This is a genomic window from Streptococcus mitis, assembly GCF_002860865.1.
Taxonomy (GTDB): Bacteria; Bacillota; Bacilli; order Lactobacillales; family Streptococcaceae; genus Streptococcus; species Streptococcus mitis_AT.
In genome coordinates this window covers 32,812-59,239 of sequence record NZ_PKIE01000004.1, presented here as the reverse complement: position 1 = coordinate 59,239, position 26,428 = coordinate 32,812, and the positions used below count along the sequence as shown (strand labels likewise).

Sequence of the window (26,428 nt, the reverse complement as noted above, 5' to 3'; positions counted from 1 at the left end):
TTAGTCTTCAAATCCATTTGGATGCTTGCTTTGCCAACGCCATGCGTCTTCGCACATTTGGGTGATGCCAAGTTCTGCTTCCCAGCCGAGTTCTGCTTTGGCTTTTGCAGGATCTGAATAGCAGGCTGCGATGTCACCTGGGCGACGGTCTACAATACGATAAGGAATTGGACGTCCCACTGCTTTTTCCATGTTTTGGATAATTTCAAGAACTGAGTAGCCCTTCCCTGTTCCAAGGTTATAAACGTTTAGACCTGAGCCTTTTTGGATTTTTTTCAGAGCTGCGACGTGACCTTTGGCCAAATCGACGACGTGGATATAGTCACGAACACCTGTTCCATCTTCCGTATCGTAATCGTCTCCAAACACTTGCACTTGTTCTAGTTTTCCAACGGCTACTTGCGTCACATATGGCAAGAGGTTATTTGGAATACCGTTTGGATTTTCACCCAAATCACCACTCTCATGGGCTCCGATTGGGTTAAAGTAACGAAGCAAGACCACATTCCATTCTGGGTCTGCCTTGTAGATATCGGTCAAAATTTCCTCAAGCATAAGCTTAGTGCGGCCATATGGGTTGGTCACTGAAAGTGGGAAATCTTCCAAGATGGGCACTGTGTGCGGATCCCCGTAAACTGTCGCAGAAGAACTGAAAATGATGTTTTTACAGTTGTTTTCTTCCATAGCTTTTAGAAGACTAACAGTTCCAGCAATATTATTGTCATAGTAGGCAAGAGGGATACGGGTAGATTCTCCAACAGCCTTCAAACCAGCAAAGTGAATAACACCTGTTGGTTCTTCTTGTTTGAAAATGTCACGAAGAGTATCTGTATCACGGATATCTGCCTCATAAAAAGGCACTTCAACTCCTGTAATTCTCTCAACAACTTCTAAACTTTTACGGTTGCTGTTAACAAGGTTATCCACCACAACAACCTGATGACCAGCTTGGATTAACTCAATAACAGTGTGGGTCCCGATAAAACCTGCCCCACCCGTTACCAAAATCTTTTCTTGCATCTTTTTTCCTCGATTCTCGGATTTTTTCTTATTTTACCATTTTTGATAGGGAATGTCATTTACAATCCTAGGGGGTAGGATAAAATTTCAGTAAAATTCTTATTCGCTTTTTACTCGTTTGACATAGTTTTCAATTGGGTAGTTTGCTGGGTCTAAGGTCATTTCCCTGCTTTGTACCAGTTGTGCTAGGTGGTAACCAATGATAGGACCCGTTGTGAGACCTGATGAACCTAGTCCACTGGCTGCATAGACACCTGCCAATTCTGGCACCTGCCCAAAGAAAGGTGAGAAATCACTGGTATAGGCACGGATTCCCACACGCTCACCAGCTCTGGTAGCTTCTACTAAACTAGGATAGCAAGGCAGGGCTGCCTCCTCCATTTGTTTGAGCAATGTTTCATCTACCGTCAAATCAAATCCCATGTCATTTTCATGAGTAGCGCCTAAGGACAATTTCCCACCTGCAAAAGGAATCAAATCCCACTCCCCTTCGGGCATAACAACAGGGTAAGCTTCCATGTCTTGGGCAAGCTGATAATCTCGGAGTTGCCCCTTTTGGGGACGAACATCTACTTCATAACCTAAAGGCTCTAACAGGTGTCCCAACCAAGCTCCCGTCGCCAGAATAACCTGATCAAACACCTCTTCGTCAATCTGGTAACCTGATGCTAAAGGTGTCAGAGTTACTTTTTCTTTGACCAGCTTGACGTGACTGGCTTCCAGCAAACGAGTCACTAAGAGTTGGCCATCTACTCTCGCCCCACCAGAAGCATAGAGCAAGCGGTCAAATCCCTGCAAGCCAGGAAATAATTCGTTAGCTGATGCTTGGTCCAGAATGGCTAATTGCCCTATCAAGGGAGATTCTTCTCTGCGCTGGTGGGCTAGTTGATAAAGTTCTTCCAACTTAGTTTCATCCTTTTTCAGGAGAAAGACTCCCGAACGCTGGTAAAAGTCGATTTCTTGCCCTGACTTCTCTAAATCAGCTAATAAATCCACATAAAAGTCAGCCCCCAAGCGCGCCATCTTATACCAGGCCTTATTGCGGCGTTTGGAAAACCAGGGGCTGATAATTCCTGCTGCAGCCTTGGTTGCCTGACCCTGTCCATGATCAAAAACGGTTACTTCTAAATCACTTTCTTTAGAGAGGTAGTAGGCAGCTGTTGCACCTACAATCCCTGCTCCGATAATGGCAACTTTTTTCATTGTTTTCACTTTCTAACTAGATATGGTGGAAAGGATTGGTCGATGCTTGACTAGGTAAAATCTCTAGTTCCCAGCCTTTTTCCTCTTTCCATTGACTAAGGAATGCTACGATTTTTTCCACGAAAAGCACTTCAATATAGTGGCCTGGGTCCAATGCCAACAAACCATCAGACAGCATATCCTGAGCAGTATGGTAGTAAATATCACCAGTGATATAGACTTCTGCCCCTTTTTCTAAAGCATCCTTATAGAAAGACTGCCCGCTACCACCACAGATGGCCACTCTTGAAATAGACTTCTGCAAATCAGTCTCTTGATAATGCACCATTCGAAGGCTATCAAGGCCAAAGACTTGCTTGACATGCTGGGCTAATTCTCCAAAGGTCTGAGGCTGAATATTCCCAATACGTCCAATCCCACGTTCAGGACCTGTCTCCTGCAGATAAGTCGTCTCCTCAATGCCTAGCATCTGGCAGAACCAGTCATTAAGGCCATTTTCAACGATGTCAATATTGGTATGGCTTACATAAACTGCGATGTCATGCTTGATGAGATCAATGTAAATCTGATTTTGTGGACGGCTGGATATCAAATCCTTGATGGGACGGAAAATCGGCGCGTGCTTGACAATAATCAAGTCCACACCCTTTTCAATGGCTTCAGCCACCGTTTCTTCACGAATATCGAGAGCCACCATAACCCTTTGGATATCCTTGTCCAAAGTTCCAATTTGCAGGCCACGACTGTCTCCCTCCATGGAAAATTCCTGAGGGCAAAAGGCTTCATACGCGTTAATCATTTCACTTGCTAGCATGGAGAACCTCCTTGATGGCTTGAATTTTATCTACTAGAACTTGACGTTCTTCCAGATTTTTTTCGGGGATTTGTCCGAGGGCGAACTCTAGCTTAGCAGCTTCTTTTTGCCATTTTTGGACAAAGACTGGACTGACCTCTTTGGACAAGAAGGGACCAAAGCGAACATCACTGGCTGATAGCTTCATTTGTCCTACTTCCACCACCAAAATCTCGTAAAACTTGCCAGCTTCTTCTAAGATGCTTTCAGCTACAATCTGAAATCCATTCTCTTGTAGCCAGATACGCAAGTCGTCTTCACGATTATTTGGCTGGAGGATCAATCGTTCTACATTAGCTAACTTGTCCAAGCCTTCTTCTAAAATCCTAGCAATCAAACGACCACCCATACCAGCAATGGTTATGACCGACACTTGGTCTGCCTCTTCAAAAGCTGCCAAGCCATTTGCTAAACGGACTTGGATTTTTTCCTTTAGGTCGTGAGCCTCAACATTTTTAACCGCGGACTGGTAGGGACCTTCTACGACCTCACCTGCAATGGCACTTTCGATTTTTCCTCTTTCGACTAACTCGATAGGCAGATAAGCATGGTCACTCCCCACATCTAGTAAAATGGCTCCCTGTGGCACAAAGGAAGCCACTAATTCTAATCTCTTTGAAATCATCTTCTCTCACTTTCCAAACTCTATTACCTCTTATTATACCACATTTCAGCTGGCAGTCTTTTACCTAAAAAGACCGCAATCCACAGATTGCAGCCTTTCTTTATTTTTTCGCTTGGTAACGACTGGTTAAGATAAATATCACGGTAAAGACCAACATCATGACGCCATAAACAGGCAACGTTTGTCCTGTAAGTGTCGAAATTTCAAGCAGTTTTTGAATTCTTGGGAAGAGAGCTGTGGCTAGGAAGCCTCCTACTGACCAAACAATCAAGAGGACACGCCATAGGGTAAATGGCATGCAGGCTCTAAATACGGATAAGAAACCAATTGACCCCAAGAGATAATAGAGTAGAGTTGAGATTTCTAACTCAGACCAACCTTGGCTACTTCCAAATATTTTCACAAAGAGTACGCTGAAGACGACCATGAGAGCACTTGGTAGGGCACGAAGCATGGATCTTCTGAGGAAGTTTGGCTCGACAGGTTTGATATTTCGCTCAAAAGTCAGAACGAATGGTGGGAAACCTTCCACAAATTGGTCAATCATGGTAATCTGTATCGGAATGAAAGGGAAGATCAAGATCCACTCAGATCGTCCCAGAAGAGCACTGGCGATACAGATAACTGCGAGCAAGAAAGAATAGATGGTCTTAATCAAGAAAATCGGTGCGATATGGGCGATATTATTAACCACACGACGACCTTCAAAGAGAATCTCAGGAACATCATTAAAATCTGAGTTCAAAAGAACCAGATTAGCAATCTGACGAGTCGCAGGATCTCCCTCAGCCATCACGATAGAACAATCCGCCTCACGAAGGGCCAATATATCATTAACCCCATCCCCTGTCATAGCCGTTGTATGCCCCGCTTTTTTCAGTGTTTGGATGATGAGTTTCTTTTGATGAGGGGAAACACGTCCGAAAATCGCAGTTTCCTCCACCATAGCAATCAATTCCTCATCCGTGATTTTGGAGCAATCTACATAGCTGTGATAGTCCGCAAAACCAGCCTTCTGGGCAATGCTAGATACCGTAACTGGATTGTCACCAGAGATAATTTTTAGGCCCACTTCCTGAGAACGGAGATAGTCCAGCGTCTCTGCTGCTCCCTCCCGAATGGGGTCCAAGATTTCCAGCAAGGCTAGAGCCTGAATATCAGATGGTTTCTGTGGTTTGTGATGGTCTAATTTCTCCTGACTGAGAGCTAAGACCAAGACACGTGAACCTCTCTCCAAGGCCTCTCTGGCTTCTGGGATCTCAGAATCCAGCAACATCTCAGGTGCCCCTAAGAAAACTGTTCCCAAACCTTCTAACTCCATGGCTCCCCACTTCCGGTCGCTTGAGAAAGGCAGATTGGAAAGCATAGGGTAGGCTACTTCTCCCACAAAACGCTGGCGAATGGCTTGAGCTGTTGGATTTTTATCCTCACTATGGGCCATATAGCTGGCCAAGAGGCTAGCAAGTGCTGACTCTCCATACTCTTCGGTCAAAGGAAGAACAGCCTCCACCTGCATCTTTCCTTGGGTGATGGTACCCGTCTTGTCCAGACAGAGCATATCCACGCGCGCCAAGGTCTCAACAGAATACATCTCCTGCACCAAAACCTTTTTCAACCCAAGCTTGATAACAGCAGTTAAGAGAGAGGTGATGGTCAACAGGGCGATTCCCTTGGGCAACATTCCCAAAAGAGCTGTTGACGAATTTACAACGGATGACTTGAGAGGCAGGCCTTTTAAAAGCAAGGCTTCTAGCAAGAGAGCTAGACCAAAAGGAATGATAATCTTCCCAGTAAAACCAGCTAACTTGTCCAGCGATTTCATGATACGAGAGTTGATTGGTTTAACGGTCTTGGCTTCCAGCATGAGTTTGGCAGCATAGTTGTCTGCACCGACATGGTGAACTTGAGCTAAAACTGACCCACTAGCTAGGAAACTTCCTGACAAAAGCAAGGCGTCAACTTCCTTTTGCACCAAATCACTTTCACCCGTCAACATGGCTTCATTGACTTCCGCAAAGCCTTCCAAAACCAAGGCATCACTAGGAATCTGCTCTCCTGCAGACAAACGAATGACATCTCCTAACACCAATTCTTCAGGATTCAGAGCAACTTCCTGGCCATCACGAATGGTTTTGACCTTTTCCTTGGTCATGAGATTAAGCTTGTCCACCATGTGTTTGGCCCGTAGCTCAGTCACAATCCCAGAAAAAGTGTTAAAGCAGATAACAGCAAAAAAGACCAAATTGCTCCAAGCCTGCACAAAGGCAAGGGCCAAAGCAATGGCAAAGTTCAAAGCGTTAAAAAGGGTAAAGACATTTCGTTTAACGATTTGCCAAGTGCTAGTACTGGCCGATGCAGTAAAATCATTGACCAAGCCCTTAGCCTGTCTTTCCTTGACATCTCTTTGGGTTAATCCCATAATCTTATTTTTATCCATAAATTCTATCATACCATTTTTTCTAAAAGAATTCTAATTTCATCCCAAATATGGACCTAGTCAAGGGAAAAGTTTGCCAGCCCTCCTTTGATAAGGTATAATAATAACAAGAAAATAATCGAAGGAGATCGCATGTTTTATACTTATTTACGTGGATTGGTTGTCTTACTCCTATGGTCCATCAATGGCAATGCCCATTATCATAATACTGATAAAATTCCTAATCAAGATGAAAATTATATTCTGGTTGCGCCTCACCGTACCTGGTGGGATCCTGTTTACATGGCCTTTGCGACCAAGCCAAAACAATTTATCTTTATGGCTAAAAAAGAACTCTTTACCAACCGTATCTTTGGTTGGTGGATTCGTATGTGTGGCGCCTTTCCCATCGACCGTGAAAATCCTAGCGCCTCAGCCATCAAATACCCTATCAATGTTCTCAAAAAAAGTGATCGCTCTCTTATCATGTTTCCAAGTGGGAGCCGTCACTCAAACGATGTCAAGGGTGGAGTTGCCCTGATTGCCAAAATGGCCAAGGTTCGTATCATGCCTGTTACCTATACAGGTCCTATGACCTTGAAAGGCTTGGTTAGCCGTGAACGTGTCGATATGAACTTTGGAAATCCAATTGATATCTCAGATATCAAGAAAATGAATGATGAAGGCATTGAAACAGTCGCCAATCGTATCCAAACAGAATTTCAACGTCTAGACGACGAAACGAAACAATGGCACAATGATAAAAAACCAAACCCACTCTGGTGGTTTATCCGCATTCCTGCCCTCATCCTTGCCATTATCCTCGCTATCCTAACTATCATCTTTAGCTTTATCGCGAGCTTCGTATGGAATCCAGATAAAAAGAGAGAAAACTTTGGTTAAACAAATACAACAATCCCTTGGCAAAAGCCAAGGGATAAATCTTTTATTCGATTTTCCATTTTTGGGCCAACCAGCTAGAAAAAGCTAGGAATCGTTCAGCTACTTGTTCATGATGTCCATAAGGATCAAAGACAAACTGGCCGTTCGGATAGCATTTCTGAAAACTGGTATGGATCTGCTCAGCATAGACTGGTGCTTGAGCTAAGAGATTACTATGATTGACTCCTTCTGTTTGACCGTTCTGTAAATACAGCAAACAGTCTAGATTTTTCACTGTCTCTTCCTTGCAGTAAGTCACAAAATCAGGATACCAAAAGGAACCGCAGATGGAGAAGACACAGGAAACCTTGTCAAAGCTGAAAAGACTGTAGACTGCCGCCAAACCACCTAGTGAGTAGCCTCCATAAGCAAGGCGAGTTTCGTCCAGGCGATAAAGCGACTGCAACTTGTCTAAAAGATCTCCGAACAAATGATCATGATAGACATTGGCCTGACCGCCAAAATCTGGAGCTCCATCTCTCAGAGCAGCTGCCTTCCAGGGCGTGTAGTCATCTAGGCGATTTTTAGAGGTCAAGCCCACTAAAATCACAGATTCGGAAAGGGACGATAGGAAGTCCAAGTTTCCATCATTCAATAAAATAGCCGGATAGGTTTGATTGGGGTCGTAGCTAGAGGGAAGGCTGATTTTAACTTGAATTCCTTCCCAATCAAACTCATTATTTATTGATAAAGTCATTGATTTTCTCAAGGGAATCAATCACTGCTGGACCATAGTCCATCAATTCATCGTAAGAGATGGTCATGATTTTTTGATTCTTAATAGCAGGAACGCTTTCCAAAACAGCATTTGCCTTCATCAACTCTACTGCTTTTTCATCCAATTTTTTATTGCGATCGCTGGTTACATAGATAATCAATTCAGGATCCATTGACACGAGATTTTCCAAGGTCAAGCCTGATGTACCCGTAGCAACGTTTGTATAACCAAGTTGGTTCAGCAAACTTTCTTGCAAAGCAGACTTGTAGGCACCGAAGGTTTCATCATTATAAGCAACCATAATCAAAGCCTTTTTCTTTTCACCTTGACTTGCTGGGTTTCCTTTCTTAACAGCCTCGATTTTAGCTTGTAATTGGGCTGCGTATTCATTAGCCTTGTCCTGCACATTAAAAATCATTCCAAGATTTTTAACGTCTTCTACAATATTCCCCAAATCTTGCTGAATTGTTGAGAGAGAAGCTTTTTGAGTATAAACTGGGATTTTGTTTTCATTCCAAGTGCTAACTGTCCCCAAGGATTTTTCAGAAAACATCATGTTTCGACCCATCACAGCGTCTGGCTCATAAGAAAGGACTGTCTCTTGTGAGACTGTTTTTTTATCCCCAATTTGAGGAATCGTCGCAATCGCGTCCTTGTATTTGTCCGTCACAGCATTGTCTGGATTGAGCATACCAACAATTTTATCCTTCAACCCCAACTCCAATAAGATTTCAGTGGTTGAAAGATTGTTGGTGATCACTTTTTCAGGTGCCTTGTCAAAGACTTGTTCGACTTCATTTCCTTTAGCATCATAGGTCTTAACCGTTAACGGATAAGTCGTCTCTGCGTTAGCCTTTTGACTTGTCTCTGTGCTAGATTGTGTGGTAGCTTTTTCTGTAGTAGTATTGCCACAAGCTGCCATGGTTAGGGTAGCTACTGTTACAAGTAAAATACTGAGTGTTTTTTTCATCTTGTTTTCCTTTTCATTCTTATAAATAGTGAATCATAGCTTGCTGATCCTCGGTCCAAGTAACCTGACTTTGAACTCCGTATACAGTTTGCAATGACTCAGGGGTGATGGTCTCCTTTGGAGTCCCTTGGTAAAGGATTTCTCCCTCTTTCATCAGATAGAGATAATCCGAATAGCGACAAGCAAGTTGAATATCATGTAGGACAGCTAGAACATTGACCTTGAGCTCCTTCACAATGGCCAATAAGTCCAGCTGGTACTTGATATCCAGGTGATTGGTTGGTTCGTCTAGGAGTAAGAGAGTCGGTTCTTGCGCCAAGGCGCGGGCTAGTAAGACTCGCTGTTTCTCTCCCCCTGACAGGGACGAATAGAGACGAGTTTTCTTCTCAAGCATATCCACCTTAACGAGGGCATCTTGAACAAGGGTATAATCTCTTTCCTTTTCCTTCTGTAAAAAAGAGAGGTGGGGAGTTCTTCCCAGCAAGACGATTTCTTCAACTGTACAATCAAACTGCAGCTGGTTAAACTGGGTTACAACTGCCATTTGCTTGGCTGTTTCTTTGAGTGACCAATGCTCCAGTGGCTTTCCATCTAAGCTTATCAAGCCTTTATCCGCCTTTTCCTGACGATAGAGGAGTTTAAGTAGACTGGTTTTCCCGCTTCCATTTGGTCCTAATATCGTGTGAAATTGATGCCCTTCAACTTTAAGAGAAACTCCCTTTAGGATTTTTTTCTCTCCCAGTCCAAAGTGAATATCCTGACAAATCAAATCCATATCAGCTCCTCACCTCCCTTCGCCGACCTCCAACAATGTAGATAAAGAAGGGAGCACCTACTAAGGCTGTGAAAATACCAATAGGAAGCTCTGCGTTTGGAATGATGATACGGGAGAGTACGTCGGCCCAAATGACAAAGAGGGCACCCAGCAAGGTTGCAACAGGAAAAAGCCTCTTGTAACTCGTTCCTACTAACCCTCGAGCTAAATGTGGAGTAATCAGACCGACAAATCCAATAATCCCACAGGTTGCCACTAATACTGCTGTCAGCACAGCCACCATGGTCACATAAAGATACCAATAAAAGCGTAAAGGAATTCCCAAAGTTAAAGCAGCCTCATCTCCCATCATCATCGCATTGAAAACACGATACTGAGTAGAGAAAAATAGAAAGGCTATTCCTACTACTATAGTTGGCAGGACCAAGTCTGCCCAGGAAGTCCCAGCGAGCGAGCCCATGGTCCAAAACTTAATGGTCATCACACTATCCGCATTAGCGCCAACTGAGATAATAAAGTTGGAAAAAGCTAGAAAGAGAGCATTGACCACCGTTCCTGATAAGATCAGACTAGATGTTGTCATCCTTCCCTGCATAGAGGCAATGATGAGGACAGCAATTGTTGCCAAAATAGCTCCAAGAAAAGCTCCAAGGCTAATCATCACTTTTAAACCAAGAATGATGCTCAAAGTTGCCCCTAGAGTTGCACCCGCAGATATTCCTAAGACATAAGGCTCAGCGATGGGATTGTTCACTGTGGACTGCATCACGCTACCACACATAGAAAGGCCTGCTCCCACTATCAGACCTAACAATACTCGGGGAAATCTCATGTTCCATACAATGACAAGAGTGGACTTGGAAACCTCTCCTATCTCAAGAGGAAATCCTAATCTGCTCAAAATAATCCGATAGGTATCTCCTAGATCAATTGCAACAGATCCCATTGAAACTGCTAGAAAGAGAGAAATCCCTAAAGTAGCTAGCAAAATAACTAAAAGTAACACAAATTGCTGGTCTTGTCGGCTTCCAGAAAATTTGGAAAGCATGCAAACCTCCTATGATAGAATCTTAAAAATTTAGAAAATTCTCATGAAAAAGTATACCATATTTTCAACTGCGTAACAAGATGAGAACAAATGAATATAGTTGGTTTTATTGTGCTAGGAACCGTAACCGAAGATTAAACTTGAGTATGTCGAGGTAAGGTGACAACATAAAAAGCCCTCTGAAAATCAGAGAGCCAATTTGAGCTCGGGATAAAATCCTAGTGAAACAAAAAAATCTACACGGTCAGAAAAGTCTCTATCGTGCCATTTTCATACATGATGTATAGTCCAAGTACAATGAATACTAAGGGCACAATGATTCGCTCGTATTTTTCAATTGTCTCGAATATTAACGGAATAGAGGATAACACCCGACTAATCTCGCATAAGATAATTATGCCGATTACAAACACAAGCAACGCCACGAGGGTCTGTGACCAATCTAACGAAGCAAAATAAGGTATATAGATACCTAAATTATCTCCGCCAGACGCAATTGTTAGCAATGTAACTGTCCAAAACAGTTGATTTGCCTTGCTTTGTTCTAATCTTTCAATAATTTCTTCCTCTTCTTCCTCTTCTTCCTCACCTTCTCCAACAATTGCAAAGCGAATCCCTAAATAGATAGGGATTAAACCAAGCAATCCAATCATCCATTCTTCAGGCACGAAATTAACGACATAAGCAGCAACTAAACTCGCACCTACAAGTAAGCCTGTGCCTAGATATTGCCCCGCATAAATATGCCATTTTTGTTTATTCTGTGATAGCTGTGCAAATAAAATAAATAAAATAATTAAATAATCGATACTGGTGGAAATATAAACACCAATAGCAGATATAATTGTCTGTCCCATAAAAAACCTCCTGTATTGGTCAGTAATAAATCAGCAGATTTTAGGAGAGCACAGACACATTAATTTAGCTATCGCTAGTGGGTAATGTCGAACATAGGAAAGCATTTTACTCCTCCTCAAAACGTAGTTACAAAGTAATTTCTAACTGGAATTCAGTGACTACTTCCATGTAGAGTATAACATATTATACTTTACTTCGTAAAGTGTGGGCTCTCCGAGGGGGCTTGCAGACAGCTACTCGGCTTTTCAATCCGAGTAGCTACGCACCTTTATGGTGTAATTAGCTGATACCATTTGAGGTTTTTGTAGTCTCCAAAATTGTGACCGATAAAACACACAATCCGCTATTAAGGTGGGTTACTCAGTTTTTGTAGTCTCCAAAATTGTGACCGATAAAACCTCAATAAAAAAGCCCTCTGAAGTCAGAGAGCTGATTTGAGCCCGGGCTAAAATCCATACAAAAAAGCTACCCATTTTAGAGTAGCTTCATTATCAAGATATGCTCAATTGAACACGGCCTAAGCACTTGGCAAAAAAGATAAAATTTCCTAAAAACTAAAGTTTCTTCGTCAATTTTCCTATTTTTGCTTTGTGCTTTTGACGGCCTTTGTATCTTGAATTAACGACGAAGTCCTAGAGAGTTGATCAACTCACGGTAACGGTTAACGTCGTTTTTACGCAAGTATGCAAGCAAGTTACGACGGCGACCGATTTTTTTCATCAATCCACGGTAAGTAGCGTGGTCTTTTTTGTGTTGTTTGATGTGTTCGTTAAGGTGGTTGATTTCCCAAGTAAGGACAGCAACTTGAACCTCTACTGAACCTGTATCACCTTCGTGACGTGCATATTGTGCGATGATTTCATTTTTTTTCTCTTTTGAGATTGCCATGATGTTTCTCCTTTTTATTTGGCTTCATCCGAGTGACAGGTTGGCATGCCTGTAACCAAGAAGAAGTTATTTGTCTTTACGACAATCCCTATTCTACCAATAACTAACTTCTTTGTCAACAGATTTACTTTCTTGTTTTAAACATGCTATAATAATCATAGCAAGAGATTTAAGTTATCTGTTTTTTTAAAACGAGGTGATTATCATGCGTAGATTCTATTTCCATCTCCCCTACTATCTGGTCATATCCTTCTTTTATTGGCCACTTTATGAGTTGTTCTTGCTAGTTGTTTCTGACCCCCTTACACTCAAGGGACTCTATATAAACAATCTTCTCTTCTTTACACCTCTGGTAATCTTGATTATATCGCTACTCTATAGCTACCGTTTCCGTTTCTCACTTTGGTGGTTAATTGGTAACGGACTGCTCTTTTGCTTTACTATCATAACCTTTGGTGAATTTATCTGGTTTTACTTTTTAGCCTATGAAATCTTTGCTCTGGTGGGCATGGCTTCCGGTATTGGTATCAAGTATATTCTACAAAAAATGAAAAACAAAAAACTTTCACAAAATCCTTGAAAAATCTCACAATCATGCTATAATAATCCATAGAGACAAGTCACTTAGTCCCTTTCTACTAGAGAGTGCGTGGTTGCTGGAAACGCATAGGAAGCCTAAACTGATACTACTCTTGAGTTTTTTATGAAAACATAAAACGGTGGCCACGTTAGAGCCAATCAGAGGTGTCCCTCTTTTTTGAGGAACATAAATGAAGGTGGAACCACGTTGCGACGTCCTTTCGAGGATGTCGCTTTTTGTTTTTCTAGCTTTCACAGTCCTCTGTCCCTGTTTTCAGAATAGGGTTAACACATTCGTCAATAATATAAGTAAGGAGAACATCATGATTAACATTACTTTCCCAGATGGCGCTGTTCGTGAATTCGAATCTGGCGTTACAACTTTTGAAATTGCCCAATCTATCAGCAATTCCCTAGCTAAAAAGGCCTTGGCTGGTAAATTCAACGGCAAACTAATTGATACAACTCGTGCGATCACTGAAGATGGAAGCATCGAAATTGTGACACCTGACCACGAAGATGCCCTTCCAATCTTGCGTCACTCAGCCGCTCACTTGTTTGCCCAAGCAGCTCGTCGTCTTTTCCCAGACATTCACTTGGGTGTTGGTCCAGCCATCGAGGACGGCTTCTACTACGATACTGACAACACAGCTGGTCAAATCTCTAACGAAGACCTTCCTCGTATCGAAGAAGAAATGCAAAAAATTGTCAAAGAAAACTTCCCATCAATTCGTGAAGAAGTGACTAAAGACGAGGCACGTGAAATCTTTAAAAACGACCCTTACAAGTTGGAATTGATTGAAGAACACTCAGAAGACGAAGGCGGTTTGACTATCTATCGTCAGGGTGAATATGTAGACCTTTGCCGTGGCCCACACGTCCCTTCAACAGGCCGTATCCAAATCTTCCACCTTCTCCATGTAGCAGGTGCTTACTGGCGTGGAAATAGCGACAACGCTATGATGCAACGTATCTACGGTACAGCTTGGTTTGACAAAAAAGACTTGAAAAACTACCTTCAAATGCGTGAAGAAGCTAAGGAACGTGACCACCGCAAACTCGGTAAAGAACTGGACCTCTTCATGATTTCTCAAGAAGTCGGACAAGGTTTGCCTTTCTGGTTGCCAAATGGTGCGACTATTCGTCGTGAATTGGAACGCTATATCGTTGACAAGGAGTTGGCTTCAGGCTACCAACACGTCTACACTCCACCACTTGCTTCAGTTGAGCTTTACAAGACTTCTGGTCACTGGGATCATTACCAAGAAGACATGTTCCCAACTATGGACATGGGTGACGGGGAAGAATTTGTCCTTCGTCCAATGAACTGCCCACACCACATCCAAGTCTTCAAACATCATGTTCACTCTTACCGTGAGTTGCCAATCCGTATCGCTGAAATCGGGATGATGCATCGCTATGAAAAATCTGGTGCCCTTACTGGTCTTCAACGTGTACGTGAAATGTCTCTTAACGACGGTCACCTCTTCGTTACTCCAGAACAAATCCAAGAAGAATTCCAACGCGCCCTTCAGTTGATTATAGATGTTTACGGAGACTTCAACTTGAATGAGTACCGCTTCCGTCTCTCTCTTCGTGACCCTCAAGATACTCACAAGTACTTTGACAACGATGAGATGTGGGAAAATGCTCAAACCATGCTTCGTGCAGCCCTTGATGAAATGGGCGTGGACTACTTTGAAGCCGAAGGTGAAGCAGCCTTCTACGGACCAAAATTGGATATTCAAGTTAAGACCGCTCTTGGAAAAGAAGAAACTCTTTCTACTATCCAGCTTGACTTCTTGCTTCCAGAGCGCTTCGACCTTAAATACATCGGAGCTGATGGCGAAGAACACCGTCCAGTCATGATTCACCGTGGTGTAATCTCTACTATGGAGCGCTTCACAGCTATCTTGATTGAGAACTACAAGGGAGCCTTCCCAACATGGCTTGCACCTCACCAAGTAACCCTCATCCCAGTATCTAACGAAAAACACGTAGACTACGCATGGGAAGTAGCTAAGAAACTCCGTGACCGTGGTGTCCGTGCAGATGTAGATGAGCGCAATGAAAAAATGCAGTTCAAGATCCGTGCTTCACAAACAAGCAAGATTCCTTACCAATTAATCGTTGGGGACAAGGAAATGGAAGACGGAACAGTCAACGTTCGTCGCTACGGCCAAAAAGAAACACAAACTGTCTCAGTAGATGATTTTGTTCAAGCTATCCTAGCTGATATCGCCAACAAATCACGCGTTGAGAAATAAAACAATCACAGTCTGAGAAACATTTTTCAGAGCCAGAAAAAGCAACAACTGAAACAGCTGTTGCTTTTTATATTTTTACTCAATGAAAATCAAAAAGCAAACTAGGAAGCTAGCCGCAAGCTGTACTTGAGTACGGTAAGGCGACGCTGACGTGGTTTGAATTTGATTTTCGAAGAGTATTATTTAACCCGAGCTAGTAGTGATTGATCAAACCACCACACAAGATTTGCTTTCATGAGTTAGATAAAGTCAATATCCTCATTCCTTGTCTGCTTCATTTTCTTTTGCGCGATCGTTTTGTAAATCTTTTTCAGAGAGTTTTTGTTCGATATACTTGTCAATGTTTTCGTAAAATTCCTTGGTCGCCTCACTATCTAATTTTGCCGAATTATGGAATTGCTTGACTTTCAATTGAACAGATTGAATACCGTAAGAGGCTTGTTTTTGACGAATGGTTTCTAATTCTTCTTCTGAAATCGGATCTCCAACAACCGTCAAGACCAATTCATTGTTACTTGACTTGTAGACTTGATTAATAACCGTATAATTGGCGAACTCTTTTCCTACAAACTGTTTGATCCCTTCTTTGCGCGCTTGTTCTATTGTCAGAGTAACTGCCGAATAGCTAGCTGGAAGAATCAACAATACAATCAAAGATATCAAGCCAATTCTCATTTTAATGCTCAGCTCTTTAAATGAAGTTAAAGGAGATTTTCTCATCAAAATTCTTGTTCCAACAATGTTGGCTAGCATGATAAAGACACAGTTGATCAAGAAAAGATAGAGAGCCCCCAATAAAAATCGTACATTCCCATTAGCTAAACCATAGCCAGCAGTACAGATAGGCGGCATCAGAGCTGTAGCAATGGCTACTCCTGGCACGATATTGTTTGCTTCTTTTTTCCTTGAACCGATCACACCAGCAATCCCACCAGCAATAGCAATGAGGACATCCCAAATGGTTGGAGAGGTTCGTGCAATCAACTCGCTACTTGCATAAGACAAGGGAGAAATCCAGAAATACAGAGTCGAGACAAGCAAACTGACCAACACTTGAGTCAATAAAACCTCTAGAGATTGCTTGATTAAACGCGTATCAAAAATAGCTAAACCGAATCCCAGTCCAACAATCGGTGTCATGAGAGGTGAAATCAACATGGCTCCTATAATGACAGCTGTTGAATTCATATTTAGTCCGATAGAGGCAATAAAAATTGCACACATCAAAATCGCTGTATCTCTCAATCGAACATGAAGGTCATCGTATAATTTCTCACGGTATTCCCGTGTTGAATAATTGGCAGTCATTTGTCCTCTCCTCTTTCCTTATTTAAATTGGTATAATAATTAAAAATAACAGCTGATAAACAGCCAAAAAATATGAGCCCATAAATCGTCAAGAAGACACTGGTAATCCTTCCAATCAAGGTCACAGCTAGGAGATCCCCGTAGCCGACAGTCGTCGAAGTCACAAAAGCATACCAAAGACCGTCTCCGTAATTTGTGATAGCAGGTTCAACTAGGAAAAGCACGCCTCCTGACCCAAAAACAAAGGTCACAAAACTCAGAGCAAACCGAGTAAAACCCGTAACCTGCATAATATGCCATAACATTTTTAAACGTCTCATTTGTTCTCCTTATTCATACTAGCTCCTGACCGAGCCGTTTTTTCCAATAATCAAAGTGAAGATAGGACATGATCTCCATCAGAGAAAGATAGACAAACTGATAGATCTGATTTAAGCTGATTATCAACTGATATTGTTTGAAAAATGACTGGAAGAAAGACCAGATATGACTGTCTTGAATCAGTCCCTTCTTAACATCAGACAGGATATTAGCTAAAGCTCCCAAGGACTGAAACGGTAAATCCTTGACATTTATATAGATCCGGTCCACCACATCATTCAGACTGGTATCTTGGATGGCATGAAATTCTCCAAAGAGAACTCCTGCCGCTCCAAGAGTAGAAACAAATTCCACCAAATAATTTCTGAGGAAATTTTCTCAACCTTTTCCCATAATGTGTTTAGTGCCATCCATAACGATCCCAACCAGAAAAAGGAAAGAAAACAAGCAAAGAAATTTTGCCGTAAATCCCAAAAAGCTTTAAGACTTGGTGTTGTTGGTTTTTCTAACTCTAAAATCAAGATGGTCATAATAATTGCTAGAACAGCATCTGTCAATACAATTAATCTGTCTTTCTTCATCGGATTGCATCCCCTTTCTTTTTTGTAACATTCTATCTTATCGCATAATATTGGATATTCTTTCATAATCCGACTACAAACAAAAATAAACCAAAAAGTCTGTCCCTATTATGCTATATTTAACTCTAGAAGTATTCATCCATCTAATTAATAAGTATATCATATTTCACAATAAATGAATACTATCAAAGATTCATCCCCTTTCACTTCATCATTTAGTGTTGCTTAGATTTATCAAAAACAACCAAATTTGTATTAATTTCAAGTATCACCTAGTTACAAAAATTTGGGGTGAACAGAAAAAGCATCCCGTATTTTTGATACGAAATGCTTTCAATAAGTTTAAATAAGTTTTAACGTTTACTAAATTGTGATGCTTTACGAGCTTTTTTCAAGCCTGGTTTGGAAAGTATGAATTTCAGTTGGACTAAAAACAGCGTAATATCAAGACTTTTCTCCGCTTTTATAAAAGCGTTTTTCCAATCAAATTCAACTAATTTTATCTAAATGGTGTGGATTTTACCCCCAAAATTACAGAGAATGGAGCTGATAAACACTAAACGTTCACACCATTAGTTAAATGATTTTTTGTTCATCATTTTTCTTAGATGATAGAACTTCTAATTTATTTCTTATTCAAGCAAAAACAACCTGCTATAAGTAAGAAAGAGGAAGATACAAGAAAAACACGGCGTAAAAACCGATTCAGTTCATTGTCCTCAATCCTTGTCTGCTTCATTTTCTTTTACGAGATCGTTTTGTGAATCTTTTTCAGAGAGTTTTTGATCAATATACTTGTCAATGTTTTCATAAAATTCCTTGGTCGCTTCACTATCTAATGTTGGCGAGTTCTGAACTTGATTGACTTTCAATTGAACAGATTGAATACCGTAAGAGGCTTGTTTTTGGTGGAGCGTTTCTAATTCTTCTTCTGAAATCGGATCTCCAACAACCGTCAAGACCAATTCATTGTTTCTTGACTTGTAGACTTGATTAATAACCGTATAATTGGCGAACTCTTTTCCTACAAACTGTTTGATCCCTTCTTTGCGCGCTTGTTCTATTGTCAGAGTAACTGCCGAATAGCTAGCTGGAAGAATCAACAATACAATCAAAGATATCAAGCCAATTCTCATTTAATGCTCAGCTCTTTAAATGAAGTTAAAGGAGATTTTCTCATCAAAATTCTTGTTCCAACAATGTTGATTAGCATGATAAAGACACAGTTGATCAAGAAAAGATAAAGAGCTCCAAATAAAAATCGTACATTTCCATTAGCTAAACCATATCCTGCAGTACAGATAGGTGGCATCAGAGCTGTTGCAATGGCTACTCCTGGCACGATATTGTTTGCTTCTTTTTTCCTTGAACCAATCACACCAGCAATCCCACCAGCAATAGCAATGAGGACATCCCAAATGGTTGGAGAGGTTCGTGCAATCAACTCGCTACTTGCATAAGACAAGGGAGAAATCCAGAAATACAGAGTCGAGACAAGCAAACTGACCAACACTTGAGTCAATAAAACCTCTAGAGATTGCTTGATTAAACGCGTATCAAAAATAGCTAAACCGAATCCCAGTCCAACAATCGGTGTCATGAGAGGTGAAATCAACATGGCTCCTATAATGACAGCTGTTGAATTCATATTTAGTCCGATAGAGGCAATAAAAATTGCACACATCAAAATCGCTGTATCTCTCAATCGAACATGAAGGTCATCGTATAATTTCTCACGGTATTCCCGTGTTGAATAGTTTCCGGACATTGGTTACTCCTTTTATTTCATATAATCTTGTTTCTGCATGGATGATGGTAGAGAGAGTTCTGTCCAAACTGACATGTTTTTAATTCTTACCTGTGATTCTTTTGAACATTATCATTTAAATATCCATCAGTCCATCCTACATATTATATCAAAAAATTTACAATCTTTCTCTGAAGAAATCAATTCATTTAAAAGATAGAGAAAGGAAGAAATTTTTGTATCCTTATCCGAAAAAGAAAAACGATATCTCCTGAACCTTGATACTATGCGTTTTATTCTTTATAATTTAGCTATTTCAAAATTACAAGTTCTCCATTCTTAATTTCCCAAACTTGGTCAAACTTACTTAATAATTCGTTTTGGCGATGTAAAGTAACAATGACGGCACTTGGTAGTTCCAGAACTCTTTCCAATTCCATTTTAAACTGATTAGTATCCAATGCAGAGAAAGGTTCGTCTAGGATAAGCAATGGATTTTTACGATTTTTCTCACGATTTAAATACATTCGTTGTTGCTGACCACCTGACAGGGATTGTGGTGGAATTTTTTCAAAATCTTCTTCTCTGAATTTTTCATTGAAACTATTGAATAGCGTTACATTATTTTCATAACTTGAAATAAATGTATGTTCTTGTTGCAGAATCATACCGAATCTTCCCCAAAGATGGTCCAAAACAAGCCCATCTAGCACAATTTGTCCTTCAAAATCTTCATCTGTTCCATTTAAAATGTTGAGAAGACTACTTTTTCCAGACCCATTCTTACCAATAAGCGCAATTTTATCCCCTTTTTGAATCGTAGCGGAAGTAATTATCAATTTTGATTCTCCCAGTTGTTTGGAAATGTTTTTCAAAGTAATCGTATCAAAAGAATGTTGAGGTGCTTGAACTGAAACGGGTCTCCCAACAATGTTTTGAAAACTCTTGATTACAGGCTTTACGGACTCTAACATTTGTAAATCATAAAGGATTTCCTGTATTGGTTCAGAAAAAGCATTAATATATCCGAAACTCGCCACCACCTCAGGAATACCGAGTTGCTGGTGAGATAAAGAGTAGGCTAAATAAATAAACAGAACAAGACTAATGAATTCAAAAGAAACACCTGTCAATAAGATGCCTGTAATTTTTGTCAAACCATACTTAAAATACTTATCCTGCAAATTCTTTAGAGAGCTCTTTTGTTGATTCAAAAAATGCGACATAGTTAGTTTATTTACCAAATGATGTCCCATGAGCAAATCCTCCAAAGTTCGATAGTAATCTCCTTGTTTTTTCAAGTAAACCTGTCTACGATTAGCGGTCAACTTCCCAACGATTTTAGGAATTTGAATACTAATTCCAGTGGAAAAGATTAAAATCAGTGATACAATAGGATTAATTGTTCTGCTAATAATGAAAGCGTAAATGATGATACGTAAAATTTGTTTGATAAAACTCATCAATGGAGGAAGGTAATCCTTTTCCAACGAATCTAGGTCATTAGATTGATAGGAAATATACTCTGCTACTGTTTTCTGCTTGAAATCGTGGTGACTGAGTCCCAGAAGTGAACGAAACCACTCATTTTTCAAAGTAGTCGAAAAGATAATCCCCTGCTTCCAATCAAGTATCATTTGGATATAGTTACAACTCAAATAGCCTGCCACTGACATAGAGTAACCATATAGAGCTACTTGATAATCCCCTTTGATTAATGCCTGCGTGAAATACGGTAACAAAGCTGTGCAGATATTCGATACTACACCAAAAAGAAAATTAAAGAAGAGATACCATCTAATAGTTTTAAGATATGGTAGCATATACGATACTCCTTGCTAATGCGTTTTTTTACATATCTCAGAACAATCTCTACTATTCCTTATTTCAGACAGTGCAATACTCAGACATTGAGTGCAATAATTGTAAATCACACAAGTTCTGCAGTTTTTACTATCATTCAAAATATAATTTGCTATTTTGTAAAATATAGGTCTATCCCATGTTTCTTTGATAGATGTAAAATGAATATTTCCAACACTTCTATTGAAAGTAAGCTTTTTCAGTTTTTCTAACGATTTAGGCTATTTCGTGACACACCCACAATCCGTGAAAATTCTGGTTATATCAGATTATGTGATTTTCGTAAGAATTTTATATTGTCTCCAATCATGGTAGTCTCCTTTTACTTGATAAAACTATTATAACATTTAGAAATTAAAAACTGGTTCAAAATCAATAGGATGTGTGTATTCGATACATTCAATAAATTCTTGGAAACAGTTCTACACCAGTTACACAAATCTATATACACCTATCTCATTCAAAATAAAAAGAAAGCTGCAGTTCTTTTAATCCTGTATCAACGATTCATTCTGAAATCGAATAGGAGACATTTCCCAAGTCTACAATTCACTTCATCTCAAATTAATTTTTGTAATTCACCCTTAGTTTATAGATTTTATACTCAACAAAAGTATAAAGCATACAAAACTTCACTTTGAACCAGTATTTATACTATATTCCGTATTAAAAATTCTATTATTGGTTTTGTAAAAAACAGTCTTCAAATATCCTGAAATATAGCAAAAAGAGATTGGGTAAAAACTCATTGTCTCTTCTCACTCAAGGACTAAGTTTACTTGAGCAAACTGAATCCGCACTATCGTTCCTTTTCCAACCTCAGACTCGATACGAATCTGGTGCCCCAGTTCTTCAGAAATTTTCTTAGATAGATAGAGGCCAAGTCCAGATGACTGCTGAGTTAGGCGTCCATTATATCCTGAGAAGCCACGTTCAAAGACTCGGAGGACATCACTGTTTTTTATCCCGATTCCCGTATCCTTGATACAGAGTTCCTGGCCTTCCATATAAATCTCCAGACCACCTTCCTTGGTGTACTTGAGACTATTTGAGATAATTTGTTCAATGACCACTAGTAACCACTTCTTATCCGTCACAATTTCTTTATCAAGGTCATATAGGTTGACATTTAGGCCTTTTTGAATAAAGAAAAGAGCATATTTACGAATTATTTCCTTGACCAAGTCCTCAATTTGCACCTGCTTCAAGACCAAATCATCATGGAAACTTTCTAAACGCAGGTACTGTAAAACTAGATTGGTATAGGAATCAATCTTGAAAATTTCCTGTTCTAATTGCTGCTTCAGTTGGCGGTCGGCTACTTCTGCAACTAAGAGTTGACTGGCTGCAATGGGGGTCTTAATCTGATGGACCCACAAGGTATAGTAATCCAGTAAATCCGTCAGTTTTCTTTCTGAATCTGATCTCTGCTGATAAAGTTCCATCTCACGCGCTTCTAATTTTTCTGCTAAAACTCTTTCCAAAGGAGACTGAGCTTCCCTCTCCCCATAGAGAATTTCCTGACGATATACCTGCATTTCTACCAATATGTCCCAAGCGAAAAATAAAATGGTTACAAAGCAACACAGCAGGAAAAAGTAGAGAAAGTAAATTCCCAAACTGGCAAATAAAAACTGAAAGAGTAAGAGCAGAAACGTCAAAGAAATCAGATAGACAAACAGACGACTACGGGAACGCAGATAGGCTAGAAAAAATTGTTTCCAATCAAGCATGCTTCAGTCCGTACCCTATCCCTTTCTTGGTCTCGATAAATCCTACCAACCCCTGCTCTTCCAACTTTTTACGCAATCGAGCCACATTGACAGATAGGGTATTGTCATCAATGAAAAAGTCACTGTTCCAAAGTTCCCGCATCAGGTCATCACGCGCTACGATATTGCCTGCATGCTCAAACAAAACTCGTAAAATCTGGAATTCGTTCTTGGTCAAATTCAAGACTTGCCCTTGATAATGTAAATCCATGGATTTGGTATTGAGGATAACACCAGCATATTCCAGTAAACTCTCGTCACGCCCAAACTCATAGGAACGACGCAACAAGCCCTGAACCTTGGCTAAAAGAACCTGCTGGTCAAAAGGCTTGGTCACAAAGTCATCCGCCCCCATATTGATTGCCATGACAATATCCATAGCCTGGTCTCTCGAAGACAGAAACATGATGGGGACCTTGGAAATCTTGCGAATTTCCTGACACCAGTGATAGCCATTAAACAAGGGCAAACCAATATCCATGAGGACCAGATGAGGTTCCGACTGAACAAATAGACTCAAAACTTCCATAAAGTCTTCTACCAGGACCACTTCAAATCCCCATTCAGAGAGCATTTTTCCGACTTGTTGACGAATAACCTGATCATCTTCTACTAATAAAATCTTGTGCATCTGATTCTCCTTTGCTAATTTTAGGAGTCTTAAATCCTTTAGTATAAATAGAGGGCTTAGTATCTAATACTTTTTTGACATTTCCTTGTCACAACAGCTCAAAAACAGATAGTGAATAACCCCATTGATATCATACCTTATTTTTAGACATAGTGCCAGCACTACCCTTTTATTTTTAATTTTTTCAACCTTCATTTCAGTTCTTTTATCCATCCCCTTAACCAAAATTTATATCTATTCTTCCAAACCTTGAGTGTAGTTAAAACGACACTCTATACTCTTCTAACATTGAAACGCTCCTTATCGAGTGGTATCCGTAAAAAGTTCTGGCTTTCAGATTGACAATCTGAAAAAGATTTGTTAAGATGTGAATGAACAATATTTAATATTCATTCAGAAAAGAGGTGAATCAAATTGGACAAAAAACAGACTTTGAAATCCGCAGCTTATGAAGTTTTTTCAAAAAAAGGATACAAGGCGACAGGAATTTCAGAAATTGCTAGACAAGCTCATATGGCAGTCGGATCTTTTTATAACTATTACGAAAGTAAAGAAGCTATTTTTTTAGATATCTATATTGATGAAAACAACCGTGTTCGCCAAACTATGGTCGAAGAACTGGATTGGGAAATTGATATGATTGATCTTATTAGTCAACTCTTTGCTCAATCCAGAGCACTCGTTTCTTCCAATAAAATCCTTGCAGAATGGTACAATCCTGCCATAGCAGATGAGTTGCATAGCTACTATTCCTCAGAAGAAGGAAAAGTCACGAATCCATTTCATCAATTTCTCGTGAAAACCTTTACTCATCGTTTGCAGGCTGAAGGCCATTCTCCAGAAAAAATTCAAGATATTTTACAAGTTTACAACCTATTTTACTACATGGATATGCATATCACAGAAAATGATTTTCCAGATATTAGCAAAACTGTAGAAATACTAGCAACCAACTTCATTAAAGGAATACTGAAATAAAGAAATCTTTTCTTTATTTTTTGGAAATTATTGAATGAAAAAAAATATTATTCATTCATAGAAAATTACTACACTATAGGAGTTAAAAATGAAACGAGGGAAAAAAATGTTCATAATTATTCTAACTACACTTGGAGTGCTCGGCTTTATATCTTGGGGAATCATTACCTATCTTGGACGAAGTCAAACTTTATCGATAAAATCCATTGAAAATCCCAGCGGAGATTTGTATTTAGTTCACATCACAAAACCAAAAAATCAAATATGGAAAGCTGGCTCCTATGCTCAGTTTAAGCTTCCTGACAGCTCGTTTGGTCCAGACAAAAGTCCAGTAAAGGAGGATCAGGCTAGCCGATGGCTAACCCTTGCTTCCACTCCTGATGAGGATGAAATTCTTATTGTAACCCATAATAGTGGTAGCGTGTTTAAGGAAACCTTAACACATTTACCAGCTGGTAGTAAAATTGAGATGAGTTGGCTGGAGTCATCTTTATCTGTTAAAGACAATGACCAAGCACTGGTTTGTTTTGCCTCTGATGTCGGTATTTCTACTCTACGTCCAGTTGTGAAAGAGTGGGCTGGTAAGCGCTCCATCATTCTTAATCATTTAGACAAAGGAGTAAACATTTTTGATAATGAGTTAAGAGAGCTTAGTAAGAATAATCCGAATCTAACTTATAAAACTAGCGAAACCTTTTCTCAAAGCCAAGCATTTTTAAAAAATGCGGTTATGAAATACGGTAACCAAGCTATTTATCTCTTAACCGGCCAACCTGATGATATAAATGAGATGAAAAATTTCTTAAAAGAGAATGGGATTGACGACAAACAGATACAAACAAGTATGTTTAGAGGTTTGAAATAAAAGCAAACTGTCTTCTATGTGTCTGAATCATACCATTATAGGTTAGTATGTAGAGAGCTCGTACAAACCAACTAGTAAATTATATGTGATTGTGATAAGATAAATAAAAAGAAAGGAGTTCTTATGACCAATATTTTTGACTACCTGAAAGATGTCGCACACGATTCCTTTTACGACCTTCCTTTAAATGAATTAGACATTCTAGCCTTAACAGAAATCACCTACCTCTCCTTTGATAATCTGGTCTCCACAGCTCCTCAGCGACTTTTAGACCTGGCACCTCAGGTTCCAAGAGAACCTAACATGTTGACCAGCAAAAATCGCCTCCAGCTATTGGATGAGCTAGCTCAACACAAGCGCTTCAAAAATTGCAAACTCTCCCATTTTATCAACGACATCGACCCTGAGCTGCAAAAGCAATTTGCTGCTATGACCTACCGCCTCACTCTTGATACCTATCTGATTGTCTTTCGTGGGACAGATGACAGTATCATTGGCTGGAAGGAAGATTTCCACCTGACCTATATGAAGGAAATTCCTGCTCAAAAGCACGCCCTTCGCTATTTAAAGAACTTTTTTGCCCAACATCCTAAGCAAAAGGTCATTCTGGCTGGGCATTCCAAGGGAGGAAATCTAGCCATCTATGCTGCTAGTCAAATTGAGAAAAACTTGCAAAATCAGATCACAGCAGTTTATACCTTTGATGCTCCCGGTCTCCACAAAGAACTGACACAAACTGAGAGCTATCAAAGGATAATGGATAAAACCAAGGTCTTCATACCACAAGGTTCCATCATCGGTATGATGTTGGAAATTCCGGCCCACCAAATCATCGTGCACAGTACTGCCTTAGGTGGTATCGCCCAGCACGATACCTTTAGTTGGCAGATTGAGGACAAGCACTTCGTCCAACTGGATAAGACCAACAGTGATAGCCAACAAGTTGACACAACCTTCAAAGAATGGGTGGCCACAGTCCCTGACGAAGAACTCCAGCTCTACTTCGATCTCTTCTTTGGCACCATTCTTGATGCTGGTATTAGCTCCATCAATGACTTGTCTTCCTTCAAGGCTATTGAACACATTCATCATCTCTTTGTCCAAGCGCAATCCCTCACTCCAGAAGAAAGGGAAACCATGGGACGCCTTACCCAGTTATTGATTGATACCCGTTACCAAGCCTGGAAAAATAGATAGTAC

24 protein-coding genes and 2 pseudogenes are annotated in these 26,428 nt (G+C 40.2%); 7 read left to right on the top strand and 19 right to left on the bottom strand.

All coding sequences use genetic code 11. The features are described 5' to 3' along the window. From galE to CYK18_RS07350, 5 genes are all read right to left on the bottom strand, one after another. Positions 1 to 1,020: a UDP-glucose 4-epimerase GalE gene (gene galE, locus CYK18_RS07370; protein WP_101785886.1), complete on the bottom strand. Its 1,020-nt coding sequence runs from the start codon at positions 1,018 to 1,020 to the stop codon at positions 1 to 3. Between the two features lie 99 nt (positions 1,021 to 1,119). After that, positions 1,120 to 2,223 (bottom strand): NAD(P)/FAD-dependent oxidoreductase, encoded by a 1,104-nt coding sequence (locus CYK18_RS07365; protein WP_180948025.1) that lies wholly within the window; start codon positions 2,221 to 2,223, stop codon positions 1,120 to 1,122. A gap of 16 nt (positions 2,224 to 2,239) precedes the next feature. Further along, a complete protein-coding gene (locus tag CYK18_RS07360; protein ID WP_101785882.1) occupies positions 2,240 to 3,037 on the bottom strand; it encodes a Nif3-like dinuclear metal center hexameric protein in 798 nt (265 codons plus the stop codon). Next, positions 3,024 to 3,701 (bottom strand): tRNA (adenine(22)-N(1))-methyltransferase, encoded by a 678-nt coding sequence (locus CYK18_RS07355; protein ID WP_101785880.1) that lies wholly within the window; start codon positions 3,699 to 3,701, stop codon positions 3,024 to 3,026. The genes CYK18_RS07360 and CYK18_RS07355 overlap by 14 nt, the downstream gene beginning before the upstream one ends. A 100-nt stretch (positions 3,702 to 3,801) precedes the next feature. Next, positions 3,802 to 6,138: a cation-translocating P-type ATPase gene (locus CYK18_RS07350; protein WP_101785943.1), complete on the bottom strand. Its 2,337-nt coding sequence runs from the start codon at positions 6,136 to 6,138 to the stop codon at positions 3,802 to 3,804. Between the two features lie 132 nt (positions 6,139 to 6,270). Between CYK18_RS07350 and CYK18_RS07345 the strand changes: the two genes are divergently transcribed. Continuing rightward, positions 6,271 to 7,020, top strand: a complete 750-nt coding sequence (locus CYK18_RS07345) for a lysophospholipid acyltransferase family protein (protein ID WP_101785878.1) — start codon at positions 6,271 to 6,273, stop codon at positions 7,018 to 7,020. Between the two features lie 43 nt (positions 7,021 to 7,063). Here CYK18_RS07345 and CYK18_RS07340 read toward each other — a convergent pair whose 3' ends face one another. From CYK18_RS07340 to rpsO, 6 genes are all read right to left on the bottom strand, one after another. Next, complete coding sequence (locus CYK18_RS07340; RefSeq protein ID WP_101785877.1) at positions 7,064 to 7,756, bottom strand: alpha/beta hydrolase-fold protein; 693 nt, start codon at positions 7,754 to 7,756, stop codon at positions 7,064 to 7,066. Beyond that, positions 7,737 to 8,747: an ABC transporter substrate-binding protein gene (locus CYK18_RS07335; protein WP_101785875.1), complete on the bottom strand. Its 1,011-nt coding sequence runs from the start codon at positions 8,745 to 8,747 to the stop codon at positions 7,737 to 7,739. Before CYK18_RS07335 ends, CYK18_RS07340 begins: the two co-directional genes overlap by 20 nt. Before the next feature lie 19 nt (positions 8,748 to 8,766). Then, on the bottom strand, positions 8,767 to 9,522 hold the full coding sequence (locus tag CYK18_RS07330) for an ABC transporter ATP-binding protein (protein WP_101785873.1): 756 nt from the start codon (positions 9,520 to 9,522) through the stop codon (positions 8,767 to 8,769). 1 nt (position 9,523) lies between these two features. Continuing rightward, positions 9,524 to 10,570, bottom strand: a complete 1,047-nt coding sequence (locus CYK18_RS07325; protein ID WP_101785871.1) for a FecCD family ABC transporter permease — start codon at positions 10,568 to 10,570, stop codon at positions 9,524 to 9,526. A gap of 236 nt (positions 10,571 to 10,806) precedes the next feature. After that, positions 10,807 to 11,427: a CadD family cadmium resistance transporter gene (locus CYK18_RS07320; protein WP_101785869.1), complete on the bottom strand. Its 621-nt coding sequence runs from the start codon at positions 11,425 to 11,427 to the stop codon at positions 10,807 to 10,809. 619 nt (positions 11,428 to 12,046) lie between these two features. Then, a complete protein-coding gene (rpsO, locus tag CYK18_RS07315; RefSeq protein ID WP_001018251.1) occupies positions 12,047 to 12,316 on the bottom strand; it encodes a 30S ribosomal protein S15 in 270 nt (89 codons plus the stop codon). Between the two features lie 205 nt (positions 12,317 to 12,521). Here rpsO and CYK18_RS10820 point away from each other — a divergent pair, with 205 nt between their 5' ends. From CYK18_RS10820 to thrS, 3 genes and pseudogenes are all read left to right on the top strand, one after another. Further along, positions 12,522 to 12,896 carry a hypothetical protein gene (locus tag CYK18_RS10820; protein WP_001252466.1) on the top strand — a complete coding sequence of 125 codons (375 nt, stop codon included), beginning with the start codon at positions 12,522 to 12,524 and terminating at the stop codon, positions 12,894 to 12,896. A gap of 73 nt (positions 12,897 to 12,969) precedes the next feature. Next, positions 12,970 to 13,178, top strand: a pseudogene (locus CYK18_RS11205) (hypothetical protein). Between the two features lie 40 nt (positions 13,179 to 13,218). Next, positions 13,219 to 15,162: a threonine--tRNA ligase gene (gene thrS, locus CYK18_RS07295; protein ID WP_042900582.1), complete on the top strand. Its 1,944-nt coding sequence runs from the start codon at positions 13,219 to 13,221 to the stop codon at positions 15,160 to 15,162. A gap of 258 nt (positions 15,163 to 15,420) precedes the next feature. Here the strand turns inward: thrS and CYK18_RS07285 are convergent, their stop codons facing one another. The 8 genes and pseudogenes from CYK18_RS07285 to CYK18_RS07245 form a co-directional block, all read right to left on the bottom strand. Next, on the bottom strand, positions 15,421 to 16,470 hold the full coding sequence (locus tag CYK18_RS07285) for a DUF389 domain-containing protein (protein ID WP_101785867.1): 1,050 nt from the start codon (positions 16,468 to 16,470) through the stop codon (positions 15,421 to 15,423). Next, entirely contained in the window at positions 16,467 to 16,790 is a 324-nt protein-coding gene (locus tag CYK18_RS07280) for a potassium channel family protein (RefSeq protein WP_101785865.1), read from the bottom strand. The genes CYK18_RS07285 and CYK18_RS07280 overlap by 4 nt, the downstream gene beginning before the upstream one ends. 13 nt (positions 16,791 to 16,803) lie before the next feature. After that, positions 16,804 to 17,145: a hypothetical protein gene (locus CYK18_RS07275; RefSeq protein ID WP_000397556.1), complete on the bottom strand. Its 342-nt coding sequence runs from the start codon at positions 17,143 to 17,145 to the stop codon at positions 16,804 to 16,806. Continuing rightward, positions 17,070 to 17,372 carry a TMEM175 family protein gene (locus CYK18_RS07270; protein ID WP_080976003.1) on the bottom strand — a complete coding sequence of 101 codons (303 nt, stop codon included), beginning with the start codon at positions 17,370 to 17,372 and terminating at the stop codon, positions 17,070 to 17,072. The genes CYK18_RS07275 and CYK18_RS07270 overlap by 76 nt, the downstream gene beginning before the upstream one ends. A gap of 719 nt (positions 17,373 to 18,091) precedes the next feature. Beyond that, positions 18,092 to 19,140: pseudogene (locus CYK18_RS07260) on the bottom strand (DUF389 domain-containing protein). 290 nt (positions 19,141 to 19,430) lie between these two features. After that, entirely contained in the window at positions 19,431 to 20,942 is a 1,512-nt protein-coding gene (locus CYK18_RS07255; RefSeq protein ID WP_004242726.1) for an ATP-binding cassette domain-containing protein, read from the bottom strand. Positions 20,943 to 21,740: 798 nt separating this feature from the next. Continuing rightward, positions 21,741 to 22,715, bottom strand: a complete 975-nt coding sequence (locus CYK18_RS07250) for a sensor histidine kinase (protein WP_049493965.1) — start codon at positions 22,713 to 22,715, stop codon at positions 21,741 to 21,743. Beyond that, a complete protein-coding gene (locus CYK18_RS07245) occupies positions 22,708 to 23,385 on the bottom strand; it encodes a response regulator transcription factor (RefSeq protein WP_000548991.1) in 678 nt (225 codons plus the stop codon). Before CYK18_RS07245 ends, CYK18_RS07250 begins: the two co-directional genes overlap by 8 nt. Before the next feature lie 408 nt (positions 23,386 to 23,793). Here CYK18_RS07245 and CYK18_RS07240 point away from each other — a divergent pair, with 408 nt between their 5' ends. From CYK18_RS07240 to CYK18_RS07230, 3 genes are all read left to right on the top strand, one after another. After that, positions 23,794 to 24,363 (top strand): TetR/AcrR family transcriptional regulator, encoded by a 570-nt coding sequence (locus CYK18_RS07240; protein ID WP_101785863.1) that lies wholly within the window; start codon positions 23,794 to 23,796, stop codon positions 24,361 to 24,363. 88 nt (positions 24,364 to 24,451) lie between these two features. Continuing rightward, positions 24,452 to 25,228, top strand: coding sequence for a ferredoxin reductase domain-containing protein (locus tag CYK18_RS07235; RefSeq protein WP_020903273.1), 777 nt, complete (start codon positions 24,452 to 24,454; stop codon positions 25,226 to 25,228). 123 nt (positions 25,229 to 25,351) lie between these two features. Continuing rightward, positions 25,352 to 26,425 (top strand): DUF2974 domain-containing protein, encoded by a 1,074-nt coding sequence (locus CYK18_RS07230; protein ID WP_101785861.1) that lies wholly within the window; start codon positions 25,352 to 25,354, stop codon positions 26,423 to 26,425. Positions 26,426 to 26,428: the final 3 nt, after the last annotated feature.